Source organism: Rhizobium sp. CAU 1783 (assembly GCF_054551725.1).
In genome coordinates, this window is sequence record NZ_JBTOLM010000002.1 from 1,002,335 (window position 1) to 1,020,876 (window position 18,542).

An 18,542-nucleotide genomic window follows, 5' to 3' on the forward strand; every position below is an offset into this window, starting at 1 on the left:
GTCTTATCCCTTGGTTGTCGAAAAGGCCGATGGAATAGCCTGCGCAATTGCTTTTTTCATGACAGTCGGCAGGGCCTCTGCGTCAAGATTTGTGACCGGCGCCCAGAAGCCGTGAACGTCGCCGGCCTCCGTGCGCGTGAGATGCACCCGGTAGACCCCCAGCCTGAGCTCGAAATGGGTGAAGACATGGGTGACGGTGCCGCAGGCCTGCCAGTCGGCGGCGAAGGGGGCAGCATCGGTGCCCGTCTCGCCGTCGACCCGTGCCGTCCAGCCGGTGGTCGGCACCTCGGTCATGCCGCCCAGCAGGCCGCTGTCCGGACGGCGGCGCAGGAGCAGATGCCCGTCCTCGTCGACGGCGATGAAGGCCGCGCCCTGCCGGACCGGCTTCTCCTTCTTCGCCGCCTTGACCGGAAAGCGCTCCGGCTCGTCGGTCGCAAGTGCGAGGCAGGCGTCGTTGAACGGACAGAGTGCGCAGGCCGGCCGTTTCGGGGTGCAGATCGTCGCGCCCAGATCCATCATCGCCTGGGCGAAATCGCCCGGCCGGTCGGCCGGCGTCATCGCGGCGACCTTTGCCTTCATCTGGGGCTTGGAGCCAGGCAGGGGCGCGTCGATGGCGTGAAGCCGCGAGATCACCCGTTCGACATTGCCGTCCATCACTGCCGCCGGCCGGTTGAAGGCGATCGCCGCCACGGCAGCCGCCGTGTAGTCGCCGATCCCGGGCAGGGTCTTCAGCCCCTCCTCGGTGTCGGGGAAGCGCCCGCCATGGTCGGCCGCAACCGCCTCGGCGCATTTCTTCAGATTACGGGCCCGCGCATAATATCCAAGCCCGGCCCAGGCGACCATCACGTCCTCTGCAGGGGCCCTCGCCAGGTCGTCGACGCTCGGCCAGAGTGCGATGAACTTGGCGAAATAGGCCTTCACCGCCGCGACCGTGGTCTGCTGCAGCATCACCTCGGAGAGCCAGATGTGATAGGGATCGGGCTTCACGCCGCGCCCTGCCATCGCCGGCGAGATCCGCCAGGGAAGCTCGCGATGGTGGCGGTCGTACCAGGAAAGCAGGGCGCTTGCCGCGGGTTTCTTATGGATTGTCACGCGCTTCGTTTGCCGGTGAGGGGGAAAGTGCCTTATATCTGGACAAATCGACCCGCCGATCAAGGGTCGGAGTGAAAGGCTCCACGGTATTCCATGAGTGCTCCGCGAAAAGGCGTGATCCAGATCTCCGAGGTGGCGAACGGCATCATCGATCCGGTGCTGGCCCGTCGCGCCGGGATCACGACCGCCTTGCTCGGTTCCTGGGACGAGATCGCCGGCGACAATTTCGCCGATTGTTCGCGCCCGGAAAAGATCGCCTGGCCCCGCCGCGGTGATCCGGGCGACGAGGGCGGGCATCGGCCCGGCGTGCTGACGATCGCCTGCGAGGGGGCCCGCGCGCTCTTCTTGAGCCACGCCCAGGGCGAACTCATCGCTCGCATCAACGGCTTTTTCGGTTATCCGGCGATCGGCCAGATCCGCATCGTCCAGAAGCCGGTGTCGGTCGCCACCCTGAAGCCATCTCGCCCCCGCAAGCTCGAGGGTGAGAAGGCAAGGAAGCTCGCCGGCCTTATGGAAGGCATCACCGACGACAAGCTCAGGCAGGCGATCGAACGGCTCGGCACGGGTGTGATGTCGCAGCGTCGCAAGTAGCGCGCGGCGAACATGAAGAAGATTTAATGCTTTAGCCGTTCGGAAGTCACGATTCTTTGATGAAACGGCTACCCCACCGCCTTGTTTGCCGCCATCTGGCGATATAACGGTTGGCAACTTCAAAACAGTCATCAGGGTGCATTGATGTCGATACTCGAACAGTCCCTCACCAAGCGCCGCCTGCTCGGCGGCGTCGCTCTCGTTGCCATGAGCATGGCGCTCGCCGCCTGCAGCGACGACGGCGACAAGGCCGCCGAGGCTGCAAAGCCCGCCGAAACCGGCACCGCAGCACCCGCGACCGAAACCGCCCAGACCCAGACGCCGGCCCCCGCCGCCGAGCCGGCCGCTCCCGCCGCCCCTGCCGCCAAGGTCGAGCTGCCGACCTCCGACCGCGACGTCGACATGGCCGAAGTGCTGAAGCCCGGTCCGCTCAAGGAAATGGCGCTCGGCGATCCGAACGCACCGGTCAAGATCGTCGAATACATGTCGATGACCTGCCCGCATTGCGCGAACTTCCACGCCAAGACCTTCGACGCGATCAAGGCCAAGTATGTCGACGGCGGCAAGGTCTATTTCGTGCTGCGCGAATTCCCCTTCCCGCAGGACACTGCATCGCTCGCCGCCTTCATGCTGGCGCGCTGCACGCCGGAAGACCGCTACTTCCCCTTCGTCTCGATGTTCCTCAAGCAGCAGATGAGCTGGGCCGCCCCGGCGGACAACGATGTTCGCGGCGCCATGCTGCAACTGTCGAAACTCGGCGGTTTTACACAGGAGAGCTTCGACGCCTGCTTGACGAACGCGAAACTTGCCGGTGATGTGACGGCAGTCAGGGACCGCGCGGCCAAGGATTACGGCATTCAGTCGACGCCGACCTTCCTGATCAACGGCAAGAGCTATTCGGGAGACATGTCGGTTGAAACCATGTCGGCGCTCATCGACAGCCTGCTCTGATCGGCGCACCGACTTTTCGACGGGCGGCGGGGAAACCCGCTCGCCCGTTTTTCAGTTTGTGGCCCGGGCGATGGTGAACGCATGAAGTTCAATCGCCTGCGCCTGCTTGGCTTCAAGTCCTTCGTCGAACCGACCGAATTCATCATCGAGCGCGGCCTGACCGGCGTCGTCGGGCCGAACGGCTGCGGCAAGTCGAACCTCGTCGAGGCATTGCGCTGGGTGATGGGGGAGAACTCCTACAAGAACATGCGCGCGTCCGGCATGGACGACGTGATCTTCTCCGGGTCCGGAAACCGTCCCGCCCGCAACACGGCCGAGGTCGGCCTCTATCTAGACAATGCCGACCGCACGGCGCCTGCCGCCTTCAACGATGCCGACGAGATCCAGGTGACGCGCCGCATCGAGCGCGGCGAGGGGTCTGTCTATCGCATCAACGGCAAGGAAGCGCGCGCCAAGGATGTGCAGCTCCTGTTCGCCGACGCCTCGACCGGCGCCCGCTCGCCCTCGATGGTCGGCCAGGGCCGCATCGGCGAGCTGATCGCGGCAAAACCCCAGGCGCGGCGCCAGCTGCTCGAAGAGGCGGCCGGCATATCCGGCCTGCATTCGCGCCGGCATGAGGCGGAGCTGAGGTTGCGTGCCGCCGAGACCAATCTGGAGCGATTGGAGGACATCACCGCCCAGCTCGAAACCCAGATCGAGAGCCTGAAGCGCCAGGCCCGCCAGGCCAACCGCTTCAAGATGTTGTCCGCCGACATCCGGGCGCATGAGGCAATTTTGCTCCACATCCGCTGGAGCCAGGCCAAGCAGGCCGAAGGCGAGGCGGAAAGCGCCCTCAACCAAGCGACCTCGATCGTCGCCGAAAAGGCGCAGGCCCAGATGGAGGCCGCCAAGGCGCAAGGGATCGCCAGCCTCAAGATGCCGGAGCTGCGCGAGGAGGAAGCGCGCGCCGCCGCCGCTCTCCAGCGCCTGCAGATCGCCCGCACCCAGCTCGACGAAGAGGCGAGCCGCCTGCTTCGCCGCCGCGACGAGCTGACCCGTCGTCTGGCCCAGCTTGCCGAGGACATACGTCGCGAGGAACGCCTCGTCGCCGACAATGCCGAGGTGATCGAGCGGCTGACCTCGGAAGAAGCCGAGCTTGAGGACATCCTTGCCGATTCCGGTCGCTACGGAGAAGAAGCCCGCATCGCCTTCGAGGCGGCGGCGGCGACTCTTTCCGAAAGCGAGAAGCGCTTTGCTGCGCTCACCTCCGAACGGGCCGAGGCAGCTGCCGGCCGCAACCAGCTGGAACGCCTGATCCGCGATCTCGCCGACCGCCGCCAGCGTCTCGCCCGTCAGGTCGAGGAGGCGAATGGCGAGCTGCAACAGGTCGCCGACCGCATTTCAGCCCTTCCCGATCCCGAGGAAAAGCGCGAGATGGTCGAGGCGGCCGAACAGGCGCTTGCCGACAGCGAGGCCGTCGCCGCCGAAATTGAGGGCAGCCTGGCCGAGGCCCGCCGCACCGAAAGTCTGCTGCGCCAGCCGCTCGAGGCAGCCCGCTCCAGGCTCAACGCGCTCGAAACCGAAGCGCGCACCATCTCCCGCATGCTCGCCTCTGCCGTTTCCGGAGACTATGCGCCGGTTGCCGAGGAACTGACCGTCGACCGCGGTTTCGAGACGGCCGTCGGCGCCGCCTTGGGCGACGATCTCGACAGCCCGCTCGACGTGGCCGCTCCTGCCCACTGGCTGCTCAATGGCGACGGTTCTTCCGATCCGACGCTTCCTGCCGGCGTCGAGGTTTTGCTCTCCCGGGTGAAGGCGCCGACCGCGCTCACCCGACGGCTTCGCCAGATCGGTGTGGTCGCCGATGCGGCCACCGCGCTTGCCCTGATGCCGCAGCTTCTGCCCGGCCAGCGGCTGGTAACGCGAGAAGGAGCGGTCTATCGCTGGGACGGCCATGTCACCGGCTCGGAAGCCCCGAGTGCGGCCGCCCTCCGCCTTGCCCAGAAGAACCGCCTCACGGAGATAGAGGCGGAGGTCGAGGAGGCGGCTTATGCCCTGAGCGAAGCCGAGGAACGGCTCGCCGAGGCGGTCGACGCGATCCGCATGGAGGAGACCCGCCTTGCCGAAGCCCGCGACATGCAGCGGCTTTCGGTCCGCCATCTTGCCGAATCCCGCGAGGCGCTGTCCCAGGCAGAGCGGGCCTCCGGCGACCTGATCCGTCGGCGCGTCGTCATCGAGGAGGCGGTCAACGGCCTGAACGCCCAGATCGAGGAAGCGCTCGAGCAGGAGGAAAACGCCCGCATCGAGATCGAGGAGACCCCGGATCTCTCCGCCCTCGACATTAGGCTGCGCGAGGCGGAGGCGGAGGTCGCGACCGATCGCGGTCGCCTGGCGGAAACGCGTGCCCGTTTCGAAGGGCTTGCCCGTGAGGACGAAAGCCGCCGCCGCCGGGTGCTGGCGATCCGGCAGGAGCGTTCCACCTGGCAGACTAGGGCGCTGAGCGCCGAGGAACATATCGCGACGCTGCGCGACCGCGAGGCCGAGGCCCAGGACGAGATGATCGGCCTGGAGCTCGCTCCCGACGAATTCGACGAGAAGCGCCGCGCTCTGATGAACGAGCTGGAAAAGGCAGAAGCCGCCCGGCGGGCTGCGGCCGATCGGCTGGTGGAAGCCGAAAGCCGGCAGCGCGAGGCCGACCAGAAGGCTGCCGCCGCACTCGCCGAACTGGCCGAGTGCCGCGAAAGGCGCGGTCGCGCCGAAGAGCGCCTGGTGTCCGCCCGCGACTGGCGCAAGGAGGCCGAAGCCCGAATTCAGGAGGCGCTCGCCGTTCCCCCGCACGAAGCCTTCCGCCTGACCGGCCTCAAGGACCCGTCGGAAATCCCCGATCTGCGCGAGGTCGAACGCGACCTCGACCGGCTCCGCATCGAGCGCGAGCGCCTCGGCGCCGTCAACTTGCGAGCCGAGGAGGAACAGAAGGAACTGTCCGAGCGGTTGGCCGCGCTGATCAAGGAGCGCGACGACATCATCGATGCGATCAAGAAGCTGCGCGGTGCAATCCAGAGCCTCAACCGCGAGGGCCGCGAACGCCTGATCGCTGCCTTCGACGTGGTCAACGCCCAGTTCCAGCGGCTCTTCACCCATCTCTTCAACGGCGGAACCGCCGAGTTGCAGCTGATCGAGAGCGAGGATCCGCTCGAGGCCGGTCTTGAAATCCTCGCCCGTCCGCCGGGCAAGAAGCCGCAGACCATGACGCTGCTTTCGGGCGGCGAACAGGCGCTGACGGCCATGGCACTGATCTTCGCGGTGTTCCTCACAAATCCGGCGCCGATCTGCGTGCTGGACGAGGTGGATGCGCCCCTCGACGATCACAATGTCGAGCGCTACTGCAACCTGATGGACGAAATGGCGGCCTCGACCGAAACCCGTTTCGTCATCATCACCCACAACCCGATCACCATGGCCCGCATGAACCGCCTGTTCGGCGTCACCATGGCCGAACAGGGCGTCAGCCAACTGGTCTCGGTCGACCTTGAGACCGCCGAGGCACTGCGCGAACGCGAGGCCGTCTGAGGCATTTTGCGGGATTGGGCGCGGCGCCGACCTGCCGCGTCACGCTGCCAATGTCAGCCGGTCGCGGCCTTCGTGCTTGGCCGTATAGAGTGCCAGATCAGCTCGAGAATAGACCGCCTCGGCGGTGTCGTCCGCCCGGATCTCGGCGAGGCCTGCCGAAAACGTGTAGGAAAAGTCCGGTGCATTGCCCAAGGGGCGACGCTGGTGCACGGCGTCAAATAGCCGCTCGATGATTTTCTTGGCGTTGGCAATCGAGGTGTCCGGCATCAGCAGCATGAACTCCTCGCCACCGATGCGGCCGAAACCGTCGCGCAATCGGATGCTGTTTTGCACCGTGCGGGAAAAGTCGATCAGAACCCGGTCACCGGCCTGGTGACCGTAGCGGTCGTTGATCTGCTTGAAGAAATCAAGGTCGAAGAGGCAGAGGCAGCCTTCGCGCGATCCCGAGACGTGCTCGCCGCTCAGCAGGTTCTCCAGCATCGACCACATGTGGCGGCGGTTGGAGATTTCCGTGAGCTCGTCGGTCTGCGAGGCACGGGTGGCGAAGTCGCGCAACTGACGCAGCTCGCGCTCCTCGCGCCTGAGCTCGGTGATGTCGGTCGCGAGGAACAGCATCCAGCCATCGGCGTGAACGGTTTCGACGATCCACAGCCAGCGTCCGTCGACGAGGTCGCTCTCGAAGGCGCGGTGCTTGACCTTGCCGCGTCGAGAAATGGCCGAGGCGAGCCATGCCTCCATGTCGGGATGGGCAATGATGGCGCCGCGTCCGGCAAGCCAGTTGCGGCGCATCAGTTCCGCCCAGGTCGGGAATTCGCCCGGTTCGACATGATAGGTGTCGCGAAAAGCGGCGTTCGCATAGCGGAGATGATCGTCAGGATCATAGACCGCGATCAGCGCCGCCGAGTCCTCGCGAAGTTCCGCGAGTTTCTCGGCAATTTGCTCTCCATACACGGCGCGCTCGATCCTTCTGTCTCATGAATTCAGGCTGCCACTTTATGTGGCAACCATGAAATATGAATAAACTACAGCCTTCGAAAGCGCTCAATTCCTCCGTTTCTGCCGCGGACGCAACGGGCGTGACCCGCATCTGCCTGATCGGCGGGCCTCAGGTCTTCTTGACGGCCGAGATCGCGTAGCGATGCTGCGTGGCACGCTCCAGGCCTTTCAGCAGCGAGAAGTTCCGGCGCTGCTCTCGGTGGATCGCCTTCAAGTCGTAGTCAATACGGATGTCGGTGAAGCCGGCCTCCTCGAGCAGTCGCACCACCTGGTCGGCCCGCGCGCCGTCGGAAAAATAGACGCGGGACAGGATACTGCGATGCGTCTCGGCAAGCGCGCCGGGGCCGTGGCGCTTGTCGGCCTTGACGAGACCGAGCCTCTGGCCAAGCGCGGACAGCCGCGAGATCAGCCGCGAAAGGGGGCCGGGATTGACGAAGTCTCCGTCGATCACCAGCAGCTTTCCGCCAGGCTTCAGGATGCGGTGCCATTCGCTGAAGGCCGCCGCCGGGTTGACCAGCGTCCACACCAGATGGCGGTTGGTGATCACATCGGCGGAATTGTCCGGCTCCATCGTCACTTCCGCATCACCGAGCACGAACTCGATCGTCCGCTTGCGGGTCGCCGCCTTCTTGCGGGCGCGCTCGAGCATCGGTTCGGCCCAGTCGATGCCGGTGACACGAAAGCCGATATCGTCAAGCAGATGGGAAATCACCGCCGTTCCACAGGCCAGATCGACGGCGCGCCGGCCTTCGCCGCGGCCGAGATGTTTTAAGAACAAAGCCTGCCAGGCGGCCCGCTCGCCTTCCGAAAAGATCTCGTGTCCCGGCTGTTCGTCGAAGGTCGCCGCCCGTTCCGACCAGTAGGCCTTGATCTCGTCGCGCAGGCTGTAATTGCTGACCAGGTTCATTCTGTAGCTCCGAAATCCTAAAGTTTGGAAGCGTTATAAAAGATAATTCTTGACTGTAAAGGTCATGAAATCTATTCCAGCAAGAAATTGATCTGGAGAAAAACATGAATATCTTCAACAAGGTGGCGTCAGCCGCCCTGGGCCTTGCTGTGCTTTTTTCGGGCGCTGCCTCGGCCCAGGACAAGGTCAAGCTCACGGACATCACCGGCCGTGAAGTCGAGGTCGCGGTGCCCGTCGAGCACGTCATTCTTGGCGAGGGCCGCCAGATGTATTTCGTCGCCGCCCTAGACGTCGAGGCGCCGTTCAAGCGCATCGTCGGTTGGCGCGACGACTTCAAGAAGGCTGACCTCGACGGTTACAACGCCTACCTGGAGAAGTATCCGGAGATGGAAAAGCTGCCGACCTTCGGCGGCATGAAGGACGGCACCTTCGATATCGAGCAGGCCGTGGCGCTGAAGCCCGACGTCATCATCATGAACATCGACGCCAAGACCGCGACCGAGGAAGCCGGGTATATCGAGAAGCTCGGCAAGGTCGGCATCCCTCTGGTCTATGTCGACTTCCGTGAAAAGCCGATGCTCAATACCGAGCCGTCGATGCGCCTGATCGGCAAGCTGTTCGGCAAGGAAGCCCGCGCCGAGGACTTCATCGCCTTCCGCGCCGCCGAGATCGCCAAGGTCACCGACGTGATCGCCAAGGCCACGGACCTGAAGCGCCCGAACGTCTTCATGGAGCGCGCCGGCGGTTATTCCGACGATTGCTGCATGTCCTTCGGCAACGAGAATTTCGGCCAGATGGTCGAACTCGCCGGCGGCAAGAACATGGCCTCCGAGTTCATCCCGGGCACCTTCGGCACCGTCAATCCGGAACAGATCATCGCTTCGAACCCGGACCAGGTCATCGTCACCGGTGCCAACTGGGAGCTCTACGTTCCCGGCGGTGCATGGGTCGGCGTCGGCCCCGGTGCGGATGCCGCCAAGAGTGCGGAAAAGCTCGCAAAGCTGACCGAACGTCCCGCCTTCACCGGCATCAAGGCGGTCAAGGACGGCAACGTCCATGCGATCTGGCACCAGTTCTACAACAACCCCTACCAGTTCGTCGCTGTCCAGCAGATCGCCAAGTGGCTGCATCCGGACCTGTTCAAGGATCTCGATCCCGACCAGACCTTCCGCACCCTGCACGAGCGCTTCCTGCCCGTCGAATATCGCCCGGGCTACTGGGTCTCCCTGAACGCAGGAAACTGACATGGCGCTCGCTGTCACCAACGAGACGATCAAGGAAGGGCGCGGTCTTTACCGCGCCCTGTCCTACAGACGCGTTTTGCTGATCACCGGGCTCTGCTGTCTGCTCTTCCTGTCGGTCGCCGCCGACATGGCGCTTGGTCCGGCGAACTATACGATCGCCGAGGTGCTGGCCGCGCTCTTCTCGAAGGACAGCGTCGACATCCAGCAGCAGGTGGTGATCTGGGACATCCGCATGCCGATCGCCCTGATGGCGGTCACCGTCGGTGCTTCGCTGTCGCTCGCCGGCGCGCAGATGCAGACCATCCTCGCCAATCCGCTCGCCAGCCCCTTCACGCTCGGCATTTCCGCCGCCGCGAGCTTTGGCGCGGCCCTCGGCCTGGTCGCCGGCGTCTCGCTCGTGCCGATCGCGGTGCACCTGATGGTGCCGATCAACGCCTTCATCATGGCCATGCTCGCGGCACTCTTCATCCATTTCGCCTCGACGCTGCGAGGCGTCACGGTGGAGACCATCGTGCTGCTCGGCATTGCGCTCGTCTTCACCTTCAACGCGGCCCTTTCTCTCCTCGAATACCTCGCCTCCGAACAGGCGCTTGCCGCCGTCGTTTTCTGGACCATGGGCAGCCTCACCAAGGCGACCTGGCTGAAGGTCGCGGTCACCGGCGCCATGCTGGTCGTCGCGGTTCCGCTCTTTGCCCGCAATGCCTGGCAGCTGACCGCGCTGCGCATGGGCGACGAAAAGGCCGCGAGCCTCGGCGTCAATGTCGGCCGGCTGAGGCTGACGACGTTGATGGTCGTCGCCTTGCTCGCCGCGATCCCGGTCTCCTTCGTCGGCACCATCGGCTTCGTCGGCCTGGTCGGCCCCCACATCGCCCGCATGCTGGTCGGCGAAGACCAGCGTTTCTTCCTGCCGGCCTCGGTCATCTGCGGCGCGCTGCTCTTGTCGGCGACCTCGGTGGTCAGCAAGTCGATCATCCCGGGTGCCGTTCTGCCGATCGGGGTCATCACCGCGCTTGTCGGCGTGCCCTTCTTCTTCGTTCTGATCTTCACCCAGCGGAGGCGCGCATGGTAGGCTTGGCGATGCAGGATCTCTCCGTCCGATACGGACGGACCGAGATCGTCTCCGGCGTCAGCGCCGAAATCCCTTCTCCGGGGGGCCTGACCGCTGTGATCGGGCCGAATGCCGCGGGCAAGTCGAGCTTCCTGAAAAGGATCGCCGGGCTTGCCAAGGGCACCGGAACGGTCGTCGTGGTCGAGGGTGAAAAGGGCGATGCCGGCATTTCCTACATGCCGCAGGATACCGCCTGCAACGCGGTTCTTTCCGTCTATGAATCGGTGCTGATGGCGGCCAAGCAGGGCTCCGGCTGGCAGGTGGCGGATCATGAGCTTTCCGACATCGACCGGGTGCTGGCCTCGCTGAAAATCACGCCCTGGGCCTTCCGCAACCTCGGCGAACTGTCGGGCGGCCAGCGCCAGCTCGTGGCGATCGCCCAGGCGTTGATCCGCAAGCCGGAAATCCTGCTGATGGACGAACCTACCTCCGCGCTCGACCTCTATCGCCAGATCGAGGTGCTGACCTACATGTCGTCGCTCGCCGAACGCACCGGCATGGCGGTGATGATCGCGCTCCACGACCTCAACCACGCGCTGCGCTACTGCGAGCGCACGCTGGTCATCGCCGACGGCCGGCTGGTGGCGAGCGGTCCCTCGGAAGAGGTCATCACCCGCGAGATGCTGCGCGACATCTACCGGGTCGATGCCCGGGTCGAACGCTGCTCGTTGAGCCGCCCGATGGTCATCGTCGACAGCTCGATCGTTTGAAGGCGCGGGGCCGCACGATGCTGCGGCCCCGGCCACTCCTGGTTTCCCGGCGTCAGTGCTCCGGCCCAACTCGCCGAATCTCCCGTCTTCCCATCCCGACCTCTTCGCGAAAGGATGGACGGACAAATCGCCGGCGCGAATCGGCATGAAGCGGGAGGGCGGCAATGGCAGGCAGGCGGCATCGCGGATGGACGGCCCGCGCCATCATGCTCGGCCTCGGCATTTCCGTGCTCGGACCGCTCGCATCACGCGCCGCCGAACCGACGCTGTCCGGCAACTTCCTCCCGGCCCTGGTCGCCGGTTCCGAGCCCCATCGTGCTGCCCTGGAGACCTTGATCAAGGGCCGTCCCGGCCTGCCGCCCTGGGTGCGCAACATGATCCGCCAGCCGCGATACGTCGCGCTCGCCTCGACGCGCGTCGAGACCGGAGGCGTTGCCATGCAGCTGTTCACGGCCTGCGAGGCGGGCCGTTGCGAAGAAAGCCGGATCTCCGTGCTGTTTTCTGCAGACGGCAAGCGGGCGGTGGCCCGGATCGTCGACCGCAAGCTCGGTGAAAAACTGCTCGGCGATCCGTCGGCCGAAGAACTTGGCGCGCTCTTGCGTTAGGGCCGGCTAGCGGGAGGCGGAGGCCGCGGCCCTTCGGTCAGGCCTTCACCAGTCTCACCCGCGTGCCCCAGGGGTCCTTTGCCTCGATGCCGGCCTCGATCTCGGTGACGGCAAACCCCTTGGCCGAAAGTTCCGCCCGCCGGGCCGCGATGAGCGTCTCATCGAGGGTCGAAAGCGAGAACCAGTCGAGGCCCGTCGCGTTTTCCTTGCGCTGGCCGGCATTCTCGCTTTCCCAGACATTGGCACCGACATGGTGGTGATAGCGGCCGGACGACAGGAAGGTCGCGCCGCGCTGGTCGTCGCCGGCCACGACGTCGAGGCCGATGCCGGCCTGATAGAAGCCGCGCGCCGCTTCGAGCGCCCCGACGCGCAGGTGGATATGGCCGATCCGGAGCGCCGCAGGGATGCCGGCATAGGTGTTGCGGTCGGTCGGCGTGCCGGTCTTCTGCAGGATATCCTCGATGTCGAGTTCCTTGGTGCCCATCGTCACGCGGCCCTCGTTCCATATCCAGCCTTCCTTCGACCGGTCGGAATAGACCTCGATACCGTTGCCTTCCGGATCGGCGAGGTAGACGGCTTCACTGACGCTGTGGTCGGCAAATCCGACCAGCGGAATGTCGCTCATCGCCACATGAACCAGCCAGCGGGCAAGGTCCGCCCGCGACGGCATCAGGAAGGCGGTGTGATAGAGCCCGGCCTCGCCGCCCGCCTCGAAATCGGCCTCCGGTCGGCTGACCAGATGAAGCAGCGGCGTGCCGCCGGCGCCGAGCGTCACCTCGTCGGCGCTTTCCGCAAGGATCTCGAAGCCGAGCATCTTTTGATAATAGCCCTTGAGCAGGCCGATATCCCTGGCCTTCAGGCAGACCTCGCCGACATGGAGCGGCGTGGTGAGCGCAAAGGGAAGGGCAGGGCTTCCCGCAGGTGCTGCGGGGACCGGCGACGTGAGACCCTCGGCCCTGAGCGCGCCGGCCATGGCTCCGGCAAGCGTCACGCCCCCGCAAAGGCTGAGCAGGGTGCGGCGGGTAAGGGCGGTCGTCATCTGTCGGTCCTGGCTGGTAATCGATAACCCCGCCATACACCGCGCCGTACTGTCAGGCACCTCACATCTGTGTGTGTCTCGGCGTGAGCACCTCAGGCGCGCCAGAACGGGGAAGTGGCGATCCGCTCGGCCTCGCTCCGGCTGATGCCGAAATCGCGCAGCATCTCCTCGGTGAAGGTCTGAAGGTCGCGGGCGAGCTTGCGACGTTCCACATATCGCCGGAACCACAGGCCGAGGGTGGCCGCGAAGTTGGCCGACCGAAGCGGCCGCTTGCCAGCGACGCCGAATGTCCCCCTTTGCTTCCTGCCTGCGGCGATGTGAGGAAATTGCAGGATCGTGCCCGTCATCCGAAAGCGCCTCTCGCGGTGTCAATACGCGAAGGATACGCTTGTTTCGCGCCGGAAAAATTGAATAATAAGATCAGAAACTGTGAGAAAAAGTTACATAGGGCGAGAAATTGGAACGCCTTCCTCCGCTGTCGTCATTGCTCGCCTTCGACGCCGTTCACCGCACCGGTTCGGTCACGGCCGCTGCCGTTCTGCTCGGGCGCACCCATTCGGCCGTCAGCAAGCAGTTGCACCAGTTGCAGGACCATGCCGGCGTCGAGCTGTTTCGCAAGCAGGGCACCGGTCTGGTGCTGACCCCGGGTGGCCGCGCCTTTGCCAAGGTGGTCGCCGCCGCCCTTGACGAGATGCGCCGTGCCTATGCGACGCTGACCGGTGCCGCCGACCAGTCGACCGTGACGATCGCCGTCAGCGCGACCTTCGCAAGGGTCTGGGCCATCCCGACGGTCTCCCGCTTCAACCTCGACCATCCCGACATCGACGTGCTGATTCGCCTCGTCGGCCCGCTCGGCAGTCGCGAACTGGAGGTCGCGCCGGACCTCGTGATGTCCTGGGACCGGCTTCTCTCGCCTCTGGCCGAGGAGCCTTTTGCCGTGTCGCTCGGCGATGTGCACATGGGGCCTGTGGTCTCGCCCGCTCATCGTTGCAGCCTGTCCGGCGGCGTGCTCTCCTTCGCCACCCGGATCGACCGCCGCGGCGCCGAGATCGTCTGGGACAACTGGTCCCGCCTCACCGGAATTGCGGTGGAGGCGGGCAAGGTGATGTCCTACGACCATTCCTATCTTGCCTTCGAGGCCGCCCGCATGGGCATGGGTGCGGTGATCGCCCCGCGCTTCCTGGTCGAGGAGGAACTGGCAAGCGGCGCGCTTGTCGCGCCTGCCGGTTTCCTCGTCTTCAAGGACGGTTTTCACGTCCGCCCCTATGATACGCGCCACGGCAAGCTGACAAAGAACGCCCGCCTGTTTCTCGACTGGCTGAAGGTGAATGCGCGCCTGACCGACGACGGTTTGCCCGCGGCCGGTCCGAACCTCGCGGAAACCGGGGTTAACCGTCTGCCGCATTTATGATGCATTGCAGCATAATCATCGCTCCGCGGCGTTTTCATTCCGTCACATATGCTGTAAACCGTGGGCAAAAGCCTGTTTGGGTGGAGATGAGGCATGCGGAAGTGGGTCTATACCTTTGGCAACGGAGCGGCCGAGGGGAGCGCGGGCGACCGCGATCTTCTGGGCGGCAAAGGGGCCAATCTCGCTGAAATGGCGAGCCTTGGCCTGCCGGTTCCCCCTGGTCTCACCATCGTCACCGACGCCTGCGCCTGGTATTACAAGAACGGCCGCAGTCTTCCAGACGACCTCAAGGCGCAGGTGCTCGAAGGCATCAAGGGCATGGAACACGCCACCGGGCGCGGCTTCGGCGACACCGCCCAGCCGCTTCTGCTCTCGGTGCGCTCCGGCGCCCGCACCTCCATGCCCGGCATGATGGACACCGTCCTCAATCTCGGCCTCAACGACTTGACCGTCGAGGCGCTCGCCCACAATGCGGGGGACGCCCGCTTCGCCTGGGACAGCTATCGCCGCTTCATCCAGATGTATGGCGACGTCGTCATGGGCATCGACCACGAGGTGTTCGAGGAGATCCTCGAGGACGAGAAGTCCCGCTTCGGCCACGAACTGGACACTGACCTTTCCGCCGTCGAATGGCAGCATGTCACCGGCCTCTACAAGGAGATGATCGAGGAGGCGCTCGGCGAGCCCTTCCCGCAGGATCCCCACGTCCAGCTCTGGGGCGCGATCGGCGCCGTTTTCGCCAGCTGGAACAATCCGCGCGCGGTGACCTATCGCCACCTGCATTCCATTCCCGCCGAATGGGGCACCGCCGTTACGGTCCAGGCCATGGTCTTCGGCAATCTTGGCTCGTCTTCGGCGACCGGCGTCGCCTTCACCCGAAATCCCTCGACCGGCGAAAAGGCCCTCTACGGCGAGTTCCTCGTCAACGCGCAAGGGGAAGACGTGGTCGCTGGCATCCGTACCCCCCAGTCGATCACCGAGGTCGCCCGCATCGACAGCGGCTCCGACAAACCCTCGCTCGAAAAGGTCATGCCGGAGGCCTTCGCGGAATTCGGCCGCATCTGCGACCGTCTGGAAGCGCATTACCGCGACATGCAGGATCTCGAATTCACCATCGAGCGCGGCAAGCTGTGGATGCTGCAGGCCCGCTCCGGCAAGCGCACCACCAAGGCGGCGATGAAGATCGCCGTCGACATGGTCGCCGAAGGCCTGATCACCGAACAGGAAGCGGTCCTGCGCATCGATCCGGCCTCGCTCGACCAGCTGCTGCACCCGACCATCGACCCGCGTGTCGAGCGCCATGTCATCGGTTCCGGCCTGCCGGCTTCGCCGGGAGCGGCGACCGGCGCCATCGTCTTCACGGCGGAAGAAGCCGTTGTGGCGGAGGAGGAGGGCCGCAAGGTCATTCTGGTGCGCGTCGAGACGAGCCCGGAAGACATCCACGGCATGCATGCCGCCGAGGGCATCCTGACCACCCGCGGCGGCATGACCAGCCATGCGGCGGTCGTCGCCCGCGGCATGGGCATTCCCTGCGTCGCCGGTGCCGGCACCATGCGCGTCGATCTCAGGAACGAACTGCTGATCGGCATGGGCGTGACGCTGAAGAAGGGCGACGTCATCACCATCGACGGTTCCTCCGGCCAGGTGCTGAAGGGCGAGGTGCCGATGCTGCAGCCGGAGCTTTCCGGCGATTTCGCCAAGCTGATGGAATGGGCCGACAAGGCCCGCCGCATGACGGTGCGCACCAATGCCGATACGCCGGTCGATGCGCGCGCCGCGCGCTCCTTCGGCGCCGAGGGCATCGGCCTTTGCCGTACCGAACACATGTTCTTCGAGGGTGACCGCATCCACGTGATGCGGGAGATGATCCTGGCCGAGGACGAGGCCGGCCGCCGCACCGCGCTAGACAAGCTCCTGCCGATGCAGCGCTCCGACTTCACCGAGCTTTTTGCCATCATGCACGGCCTGCCGGTGACGATCCGCCTGCTCGACCCGCCGCTCCACGAGTTCCTGCCGAAGACCGAGGAAGAGATCGCCGAGGTCGCGACAGCCATGGGCATGGACGCGGCCTTCCTCAGCCAGCGCGTCGAGGCACTGCACGAGTTCAACCCGATGCTCGGCCATCGCGGCTGCCGCCTGGCGATCTCCTATCCCGAGATTGCCGAAATGCAGGCCCGCGCCATCTTCGAGGCGGCCGTCGCCGCCGCCCGCGAGACCGGTGCGGCCGTCGTGCCGGAAATCATGGTGCCGCTCGTCGGCCTGCGCGCCGAGCTCGATTACGTCAAGGGCGTGATCGACCGCGTGGCGAGGGACGTGATGACCGAAGCCAAGCTCGAGATCTCCTATCTGGTCGGCACCATGATCGAGCTGCCGCGCGCCGCCCTTCGTGCCCATGTGATCGCCGAGGCCGCCGAATTCTTCTCCTTCGGCACCAACGACCTGACGCAGACCACCTTCGGCATTTCGCGCGACGATGCTTCCGCCTTCATTCCGACCTATCAGCGCAAGGGCATCATCGAGCACGATCCCTTCATCTCGCTCGACTTCGACGGCGTCGGCGAACTGATCCGCATCGCCGCCGAGCGTGGCCGCCAGACCCGGCCGGACATGAAGCTCGGCATCTGCGGCGAGCATGGCGGCGACCCGGCCTCGATCCACTTCTGCGAAAGCGCCAACCTCGACTACGTGTCCTGCTCGCCCTTCCGCGTGCCGATCGCAAGGCTCTCCGCCGCGCAGGCCGCGATCGGCAGCGCCGCGCGCATCGATCAGTAACCGGGAACCGCCGGAACCTCGCGCTTGAGATCCGGTTCGTCGTGGATGAAGGTGATCTGCAGGGTTGCCATCTGTTCGGCTGCCGGATCGCTGCCTGACGACCCGTGGACCTCGTCATCGAGCACGATGCCGCCCTCGGAGAGTGCGGCGAAAAGGGCAGGGTAGGCATCTGCCCGCAAGGTCAGGCGCACCGTGTTCATGATGTTGGAATACATCTGCACGTCGTCGATCCAGCCACCCAGTCGGTTGATGGTGTCGAAGACGTAGCTCGTCGCGTCCTTGCGTTCCCGCCGCGTGACGGCGCTCAGCATCAGGATCCCGCTCATTCCCGGTCTTTCCGCTCGTCCCTGTCCGTTGCGATTTGAGACGTCGACAGATGACAAATCAAGCGCTTTGTGGAATAGCCGGACGACCCCATCAACGGCAGCGGCAGAAAGAGCGGACGACAGATGAGCAAGCGGCGCCAGCAGCACGGATCGCGTCCGAGGGCGAGGGTGAGGGCGGACGGCACCGTCGCCGGTGCCCCGCGTCCCCGACCGGCCAGCCAATCGGCGCCGTTGTCGGCCGCAGCCACTCCGCAAACCGCCGACGACCAGCCCGTACCGGCCGGCACCCGCCCGGATTTCGGCCGCATCTTTGCCGATCCCGGCTTCCGCCGGTCGCTGTGGCTCTTGAATGCCGGCCTGATCGCCCTGCTCCTGTCCCAGGGCATCACCCACGAATACGGCTTCCTCGAACTCGGTTTCCTCTTCACCCTGTCGATCTACGATCTGGTTCTTGCCATGCTCGGCCTGTCGCTCGGCGTGGCGATGGCCGCGACGCGGCGCGACTTCGCGGCGATCGTCGGCGTCTTCCTCGGCGTTCTGCTGGTCATGCTGACCTTCTTCGATCCGATCTTCCGGGTGATCTTCGATTCGCCACTTGCCGACTATCTATTCCTCGTCGCCCCTTCCGCCGTCATGGCGACCGGAGCGGCGCTCTGGCTGACCGGACCCTGGCGGCAGCGCGCCCTGATCGTGGCGGCGGCGCTCGTCGCCTTTTCCTTCTCGCTCTTCGTGGGCCTCGACGATCTCGGCATCGGCATCCTCGATTTCACTGCCGGCACGGTGCTCTGCGCCCTCTGGCTGGTGCTCGCGCCGGCCCTGGCGCTCCGGCATTTCCGCGGTCCCTGGCTGAAGATCCCCTCGCGCATCGTCGGCAGCTGGCTGGTGGTGATCGGCATCATCGTGCTTGCCTCGCTCTACGTGCCGATGCCGCTCAAGGCACCGTCGCTGCCCGATCCGTCGCAGCCGGACGGGGGCGCGATCGAGCTCAACATCCCCGACGACGGTTCCGCGCCGACGCTGAACGGTGAAACCTTGGACCTCGGCAATGATCCGGCGCTTCTCGAGGATCTGGCGCCAGAGGGCCAGGACACCGACTTGCCGATGCTCGACGCCCCCGACGACGCCCCTGATGCCGCCGCGGGAGATGCGCCTGCGCAAGGCGCGCCACAGGTCGAACCCCGCCCTTGAGGCCCGCTCACCGGATTGCCTTGGACCTGTCGCGGGGCCGCTTGTCGCCCCGC

16 protein-coding genes are annotated in these 18,542 nt (G+C 65.4%); 10 read left to right on the top strand and 6 right to left on the bottom strand.

Features of this window, described 5'->3' with window-relative positions; genetic code table 11:
* Positions 1-3 precede the first annotated feature (3 nt).
* Positions 4-1,092, bottom strand: a complete 1,089-nt coding sequence (gene mutY / locus ACX93L_RS11595) for an A/G-specific adenine glycosylase (protein WP_459404969.1) — start codon at positions 1,090-1,092, stop codon at positions 4-6.
* A gap of 93 nt (positions 1,093-1,185) precedes the next feature.
* Here mutY and ACX93L_RS11600 point away from each other — a divergent pair, with 93 nt between their 5' ends.
* From ACX93L_RS11600 to ACX93L_RS11610, 3 genes are all read left to right on the top strand, one after another.
* Entirely contained in the window at positions 1,186-1,683 is a 498-nt protein-coding gene (locus ACX93L_RS11600) for a DUF721 domain-containing protein (RefSeq protein ID WP_459404970.1), read from the top strand.
* Positions 1,684-1,827: 144 nt separating this feature from the next.
* Complete coding sequence (locus tag ACX93L_RS11605) at positions 1,828-2,634, top strand: DsbA family protein (RefSeq protein WP_459404971.1); 807 nt, start codon at positions 1,828-1,830, stop codon at positions 2,632-2,634.
* 81 nt (positions 2,635-2,715) lie between these two features.
* Positions 2,716-6,183, top strand: a complete 3,468-nt coding sequence (locus ACX93L_RS11610; RefSeq protein ID WP_459404972.1) for a chromosome segregation SMC family protein — start codon at positions 2,716-2,718, stop codon at positions 6,181-6,183.
* 39 nt (positions 6,184-6,222) lie between these two features.
* Here ACX93L_RS11610 and ACX93L_RS11615 read toward each other — a convergent pair whose 3' ends face one another.
* Entirely contained in the window at positions 6,223-7,134 is a 912-nt protein-coding gene (locus tag ACX93L_RS11615; protein ID WP_459404973.1) for a sensor domain-containing diguanylate cyclase, read from the bottom strand.
* Positions 7,135-7,288: 154 nt separating this feature from the next.
* Positions 7,289-8,086 carry a class I SAM-dependent methyltransferase gene (locus tag ACX93L_RS11620; RefSeq protein ID WP_459404974.1) on the bottom strand — a complete coding sequence of 266 codons (798 nt, stop codon included), beginning with the start codon at positions 8,084-8,086 and terminating at the stop codon, positions 7,289-7,291.
* A 104-nt stretch (positions 8,087-8,190) separates the two neighbouring features.
* On the opposite strand from ACX93L_RS11620, the gene ACX93L_RS11625 reads away from it, so the two are divergent.
* The 4 genes from ACX93L_RS11625 (at position 8,191) to ACX93L_RS11640 (ending at position 11,753) form a co-directional block, all read left to right on the top strand.
* Entirely contained in the window at positions 8,191-9,330 is a 1,140-nt protein-coding gene (locus ACX93L_RS11625) for an ABC transporter substrate-binding protein (RefSeq protein ID WP_459404975.1), read from the top strand.
* Between the two features lies 1 nt (position 9,331).
* A complete protein-coding gene (locus tag ACX93L_RS11630; protein WP_459404976.1) occupies positions 9,332-10,399 on the top strand; it encodes a FecCD family ABC transporter permease in 1,068 nt (355 codons plus the stop codon).
* Positions 10,393-11,148 carry an ABC transporter ATP-binding protein gene (locus ACX93L_RS11635; protein ID WP_459404977.1) on the top strand — a complete coding sequence of 252 codons (756 nt, stop codon included), beginning with the start codon at positions 10,393-10,395 and terminating at the stop codon, positions 11,146-11,148. The genes ACX93L_RS11630 and ACX93L_RS11635 overlap by 7 nt, the downstream gene beginning before the upstream one ends.
* A 164-nt stretch (positions 11,149-11,312) precedes the next feature.
* Positions 11,313-11,753 carry an Ivy family c-type lysozyme inhibitor gene (locus ACX93L_RS11640; protein ID WP_459404978.1) on the top strand — a complete coding sequence of 147 codons (441 nt, stop codon included), beginning with the start codon at positions 11,313-11,315 and terminating at the stop codon, positions 11,751-11,753.
* 37 nt (positions 11,754-11,790) lie between these two features.
* Here the strand turns inward: ACX93L_RS11640 and ACX93L_RS11645 are convergent, their stop codons facing one another.
* Positions 11,791-12,792, bottom strand: coding sequence for a VOC family protein (locus ACX93L_RS11645; protein ID WP_459404979.1), 1,002 nt, complete (start codon positions 12,790-12,792; stop codon positions 11,791-11,793).
* A 92-nt stretch (positions 12,793-12,884) separates the two neighbouring features.
* Positions 12,885-13,139, bottom strand: coding sequence for a DUF1127 domain-containing protein (locus tag ACX93L_RS11650; protein ID WP_459404980.1), 255 nt, complete (start codon positions 13,137-13,139; stop codon positions 12,885-12,887).
* A gap of 110 nt (positions 13,140-13,249) precedes the next feature.
* Here ACX93L_RS11650 and ACX93L_RS11655 point away from each other — a divergent pair, with 110 nt between their 5' ends.
* A complete protein-coding gene (locus ACX93L_RS11655; RefSeq protein ID WP_459404981.1) occupies positions 13,250-14,203 on the top strand; it encodes a LysR family transcriptional regulator in 954 nt (317 codons plus the stop codon).
* Positions 14,204-14,296: 93 nt separating this feature from the next.
* Positions 14,297-16,975 carry a pyruvate, phosphate dikinase gene (gene ppdK, locus ACX93L_RS11660; protein WP_459404982.1) on the top strand — a complete coding sequence of 893 codons (2,679 nt, stop codon included), beginning with the start codon at positions 14,297-14,299 and terminating at the stop codon, positions 16,973-16,975.
* Here the strand turns inward: ppdK and ACX93L_RS11665 are convergent.
* Positions 16,969-17,301 (bottom strand): hypothetical protein, encoded by a 333-nt coding sequence (locus ACX93L_RS11665; RefSeq protein ID WP_459404983.1) that lies wholly within the window; start codon positions 17,299-17,301, stop codon positions 16,969-16,971. The genes ppdK and ACX93L_RS11665 overlap by 7 nt on opposite strands.
* A gap of 123 nt (positions 17,302-17,424) precedes the next feature.
* Between ACX93L_RS11665 and ACX93L_RS11670 the strand changes: the two genes are divergently transcribed.
* Complete coding sequence (locus ACX93L_RS11670) at positions 17,425-18,489, top strand: hypothetical protein (protein ID WP_459404984.1); 1,065 nt, start codon at positions 17,425-17,427, stop codon at positions 18,487-18,489.
* Positions 18,490-18,542: the final 53 nt, after the last annotated feature.

What these genes read in the sequence shown, in the direction of transcription:
- ACX93L_RS11600 (WP_459404970.1), top strand. Translation starts at nt 1,186, where the DNA reads ATGAGTGCTCCGCGAAAAGGCGTGATCCAGATCTCCGAGGTGGCGAAC.
- ACX93L_RS11605 (WP_459404971.1), top strand. Translation starts at nt 1,828, where the DNA reads ATGTCGATACTCGAACAGTCCCTCACCAAGCGCCGCCTGCTCGGCGGC.
- ACX93L_RS11610 (WP_459404972.1), top strand. Translation starts at nt 2,716, where the DNA reads ATGAAGTTCAATCGCCTGCGCCTGCTTGGCTTCAAGTCCTTCGTCGAA.
- ACX93L_RS11620 (WP_459404974.1), bottom strand. Translation starts at nt 8,086, where the DNA reads ATGAACCTGGTCAGCAATTACAGCCTGCGCGACGAGATCAAGGCCTAC.
- ACX93L_RS11625 (WP_459404975.1), top strand. Translation starts at nt 8,191, where the DNA reads ATGAATATCTTCAACAAGGTGGCGTCAGCCGCCCTGGGCCTTGCTGTG.
- ACX93L_RS11630 (WP_459404976.1), top strand. Translation starts at nt 9,332, where the DNA reads ATGGCGCTCGCTGTCACCAACGAGACGATCAAGGAAGGGCGCGGTCTT.
- ACX93L_RS11635 (WP_459404977.1), top strand. Translation starts at nt 10,393, where the DNA reads ATGGTAGGCTTGGCGATGCAGGATCTCTCCGTCCGATACGGACGGACC.
- ACX93L_RS11640 (WP_459404978.1), top strand. Translation starts at nt 11,313, where the DNA reads ATGGCAGGCAGGCGGCATCGCGGATGGACGGCCCGCGCCATCATGCTC.
- ACX93L_RS11645 (WP_459404979.1), bottom strand. Translation starts at nt 12,792, where the DNA reads ATGACGACCGCCCTTACCCGCCGCACCCTGCTCAGCCTTTGCGGGGGC.
- ACX93L_RS11650 (WP_459404980.1), bottom strand. Translation starts at nt 13,139, where the DNA reads ATGACGGGCACGATCCTGCAATTTCCTCACATCGCCGCAGGCAGGAAG.
- ppdK (WP_459404982.1), top strand. Translation starts at nt 14,297, where the DNA reads ATGCGGAAGTGGGTCTATACCTTTGGCAACGGAGCGGCCGAGGGGAGC.
- ACX93L_RS11665 (WP_459404983.1), bottom strand. Translation starts at nt 17,301, where the DNA reads ATGAGCGGGATCCTGATGCTGAGCGCCGTCACGCGGCGGGAACGCAAG.
- ACX93L_RS11670 (WP_459404984.1), top strand. Translation starts at nt 17,425, where the DNA reads ATGAGCAAGCGGCGCCAGCAGCACGGATCGCGTCCGAGGGCGAGGGTG.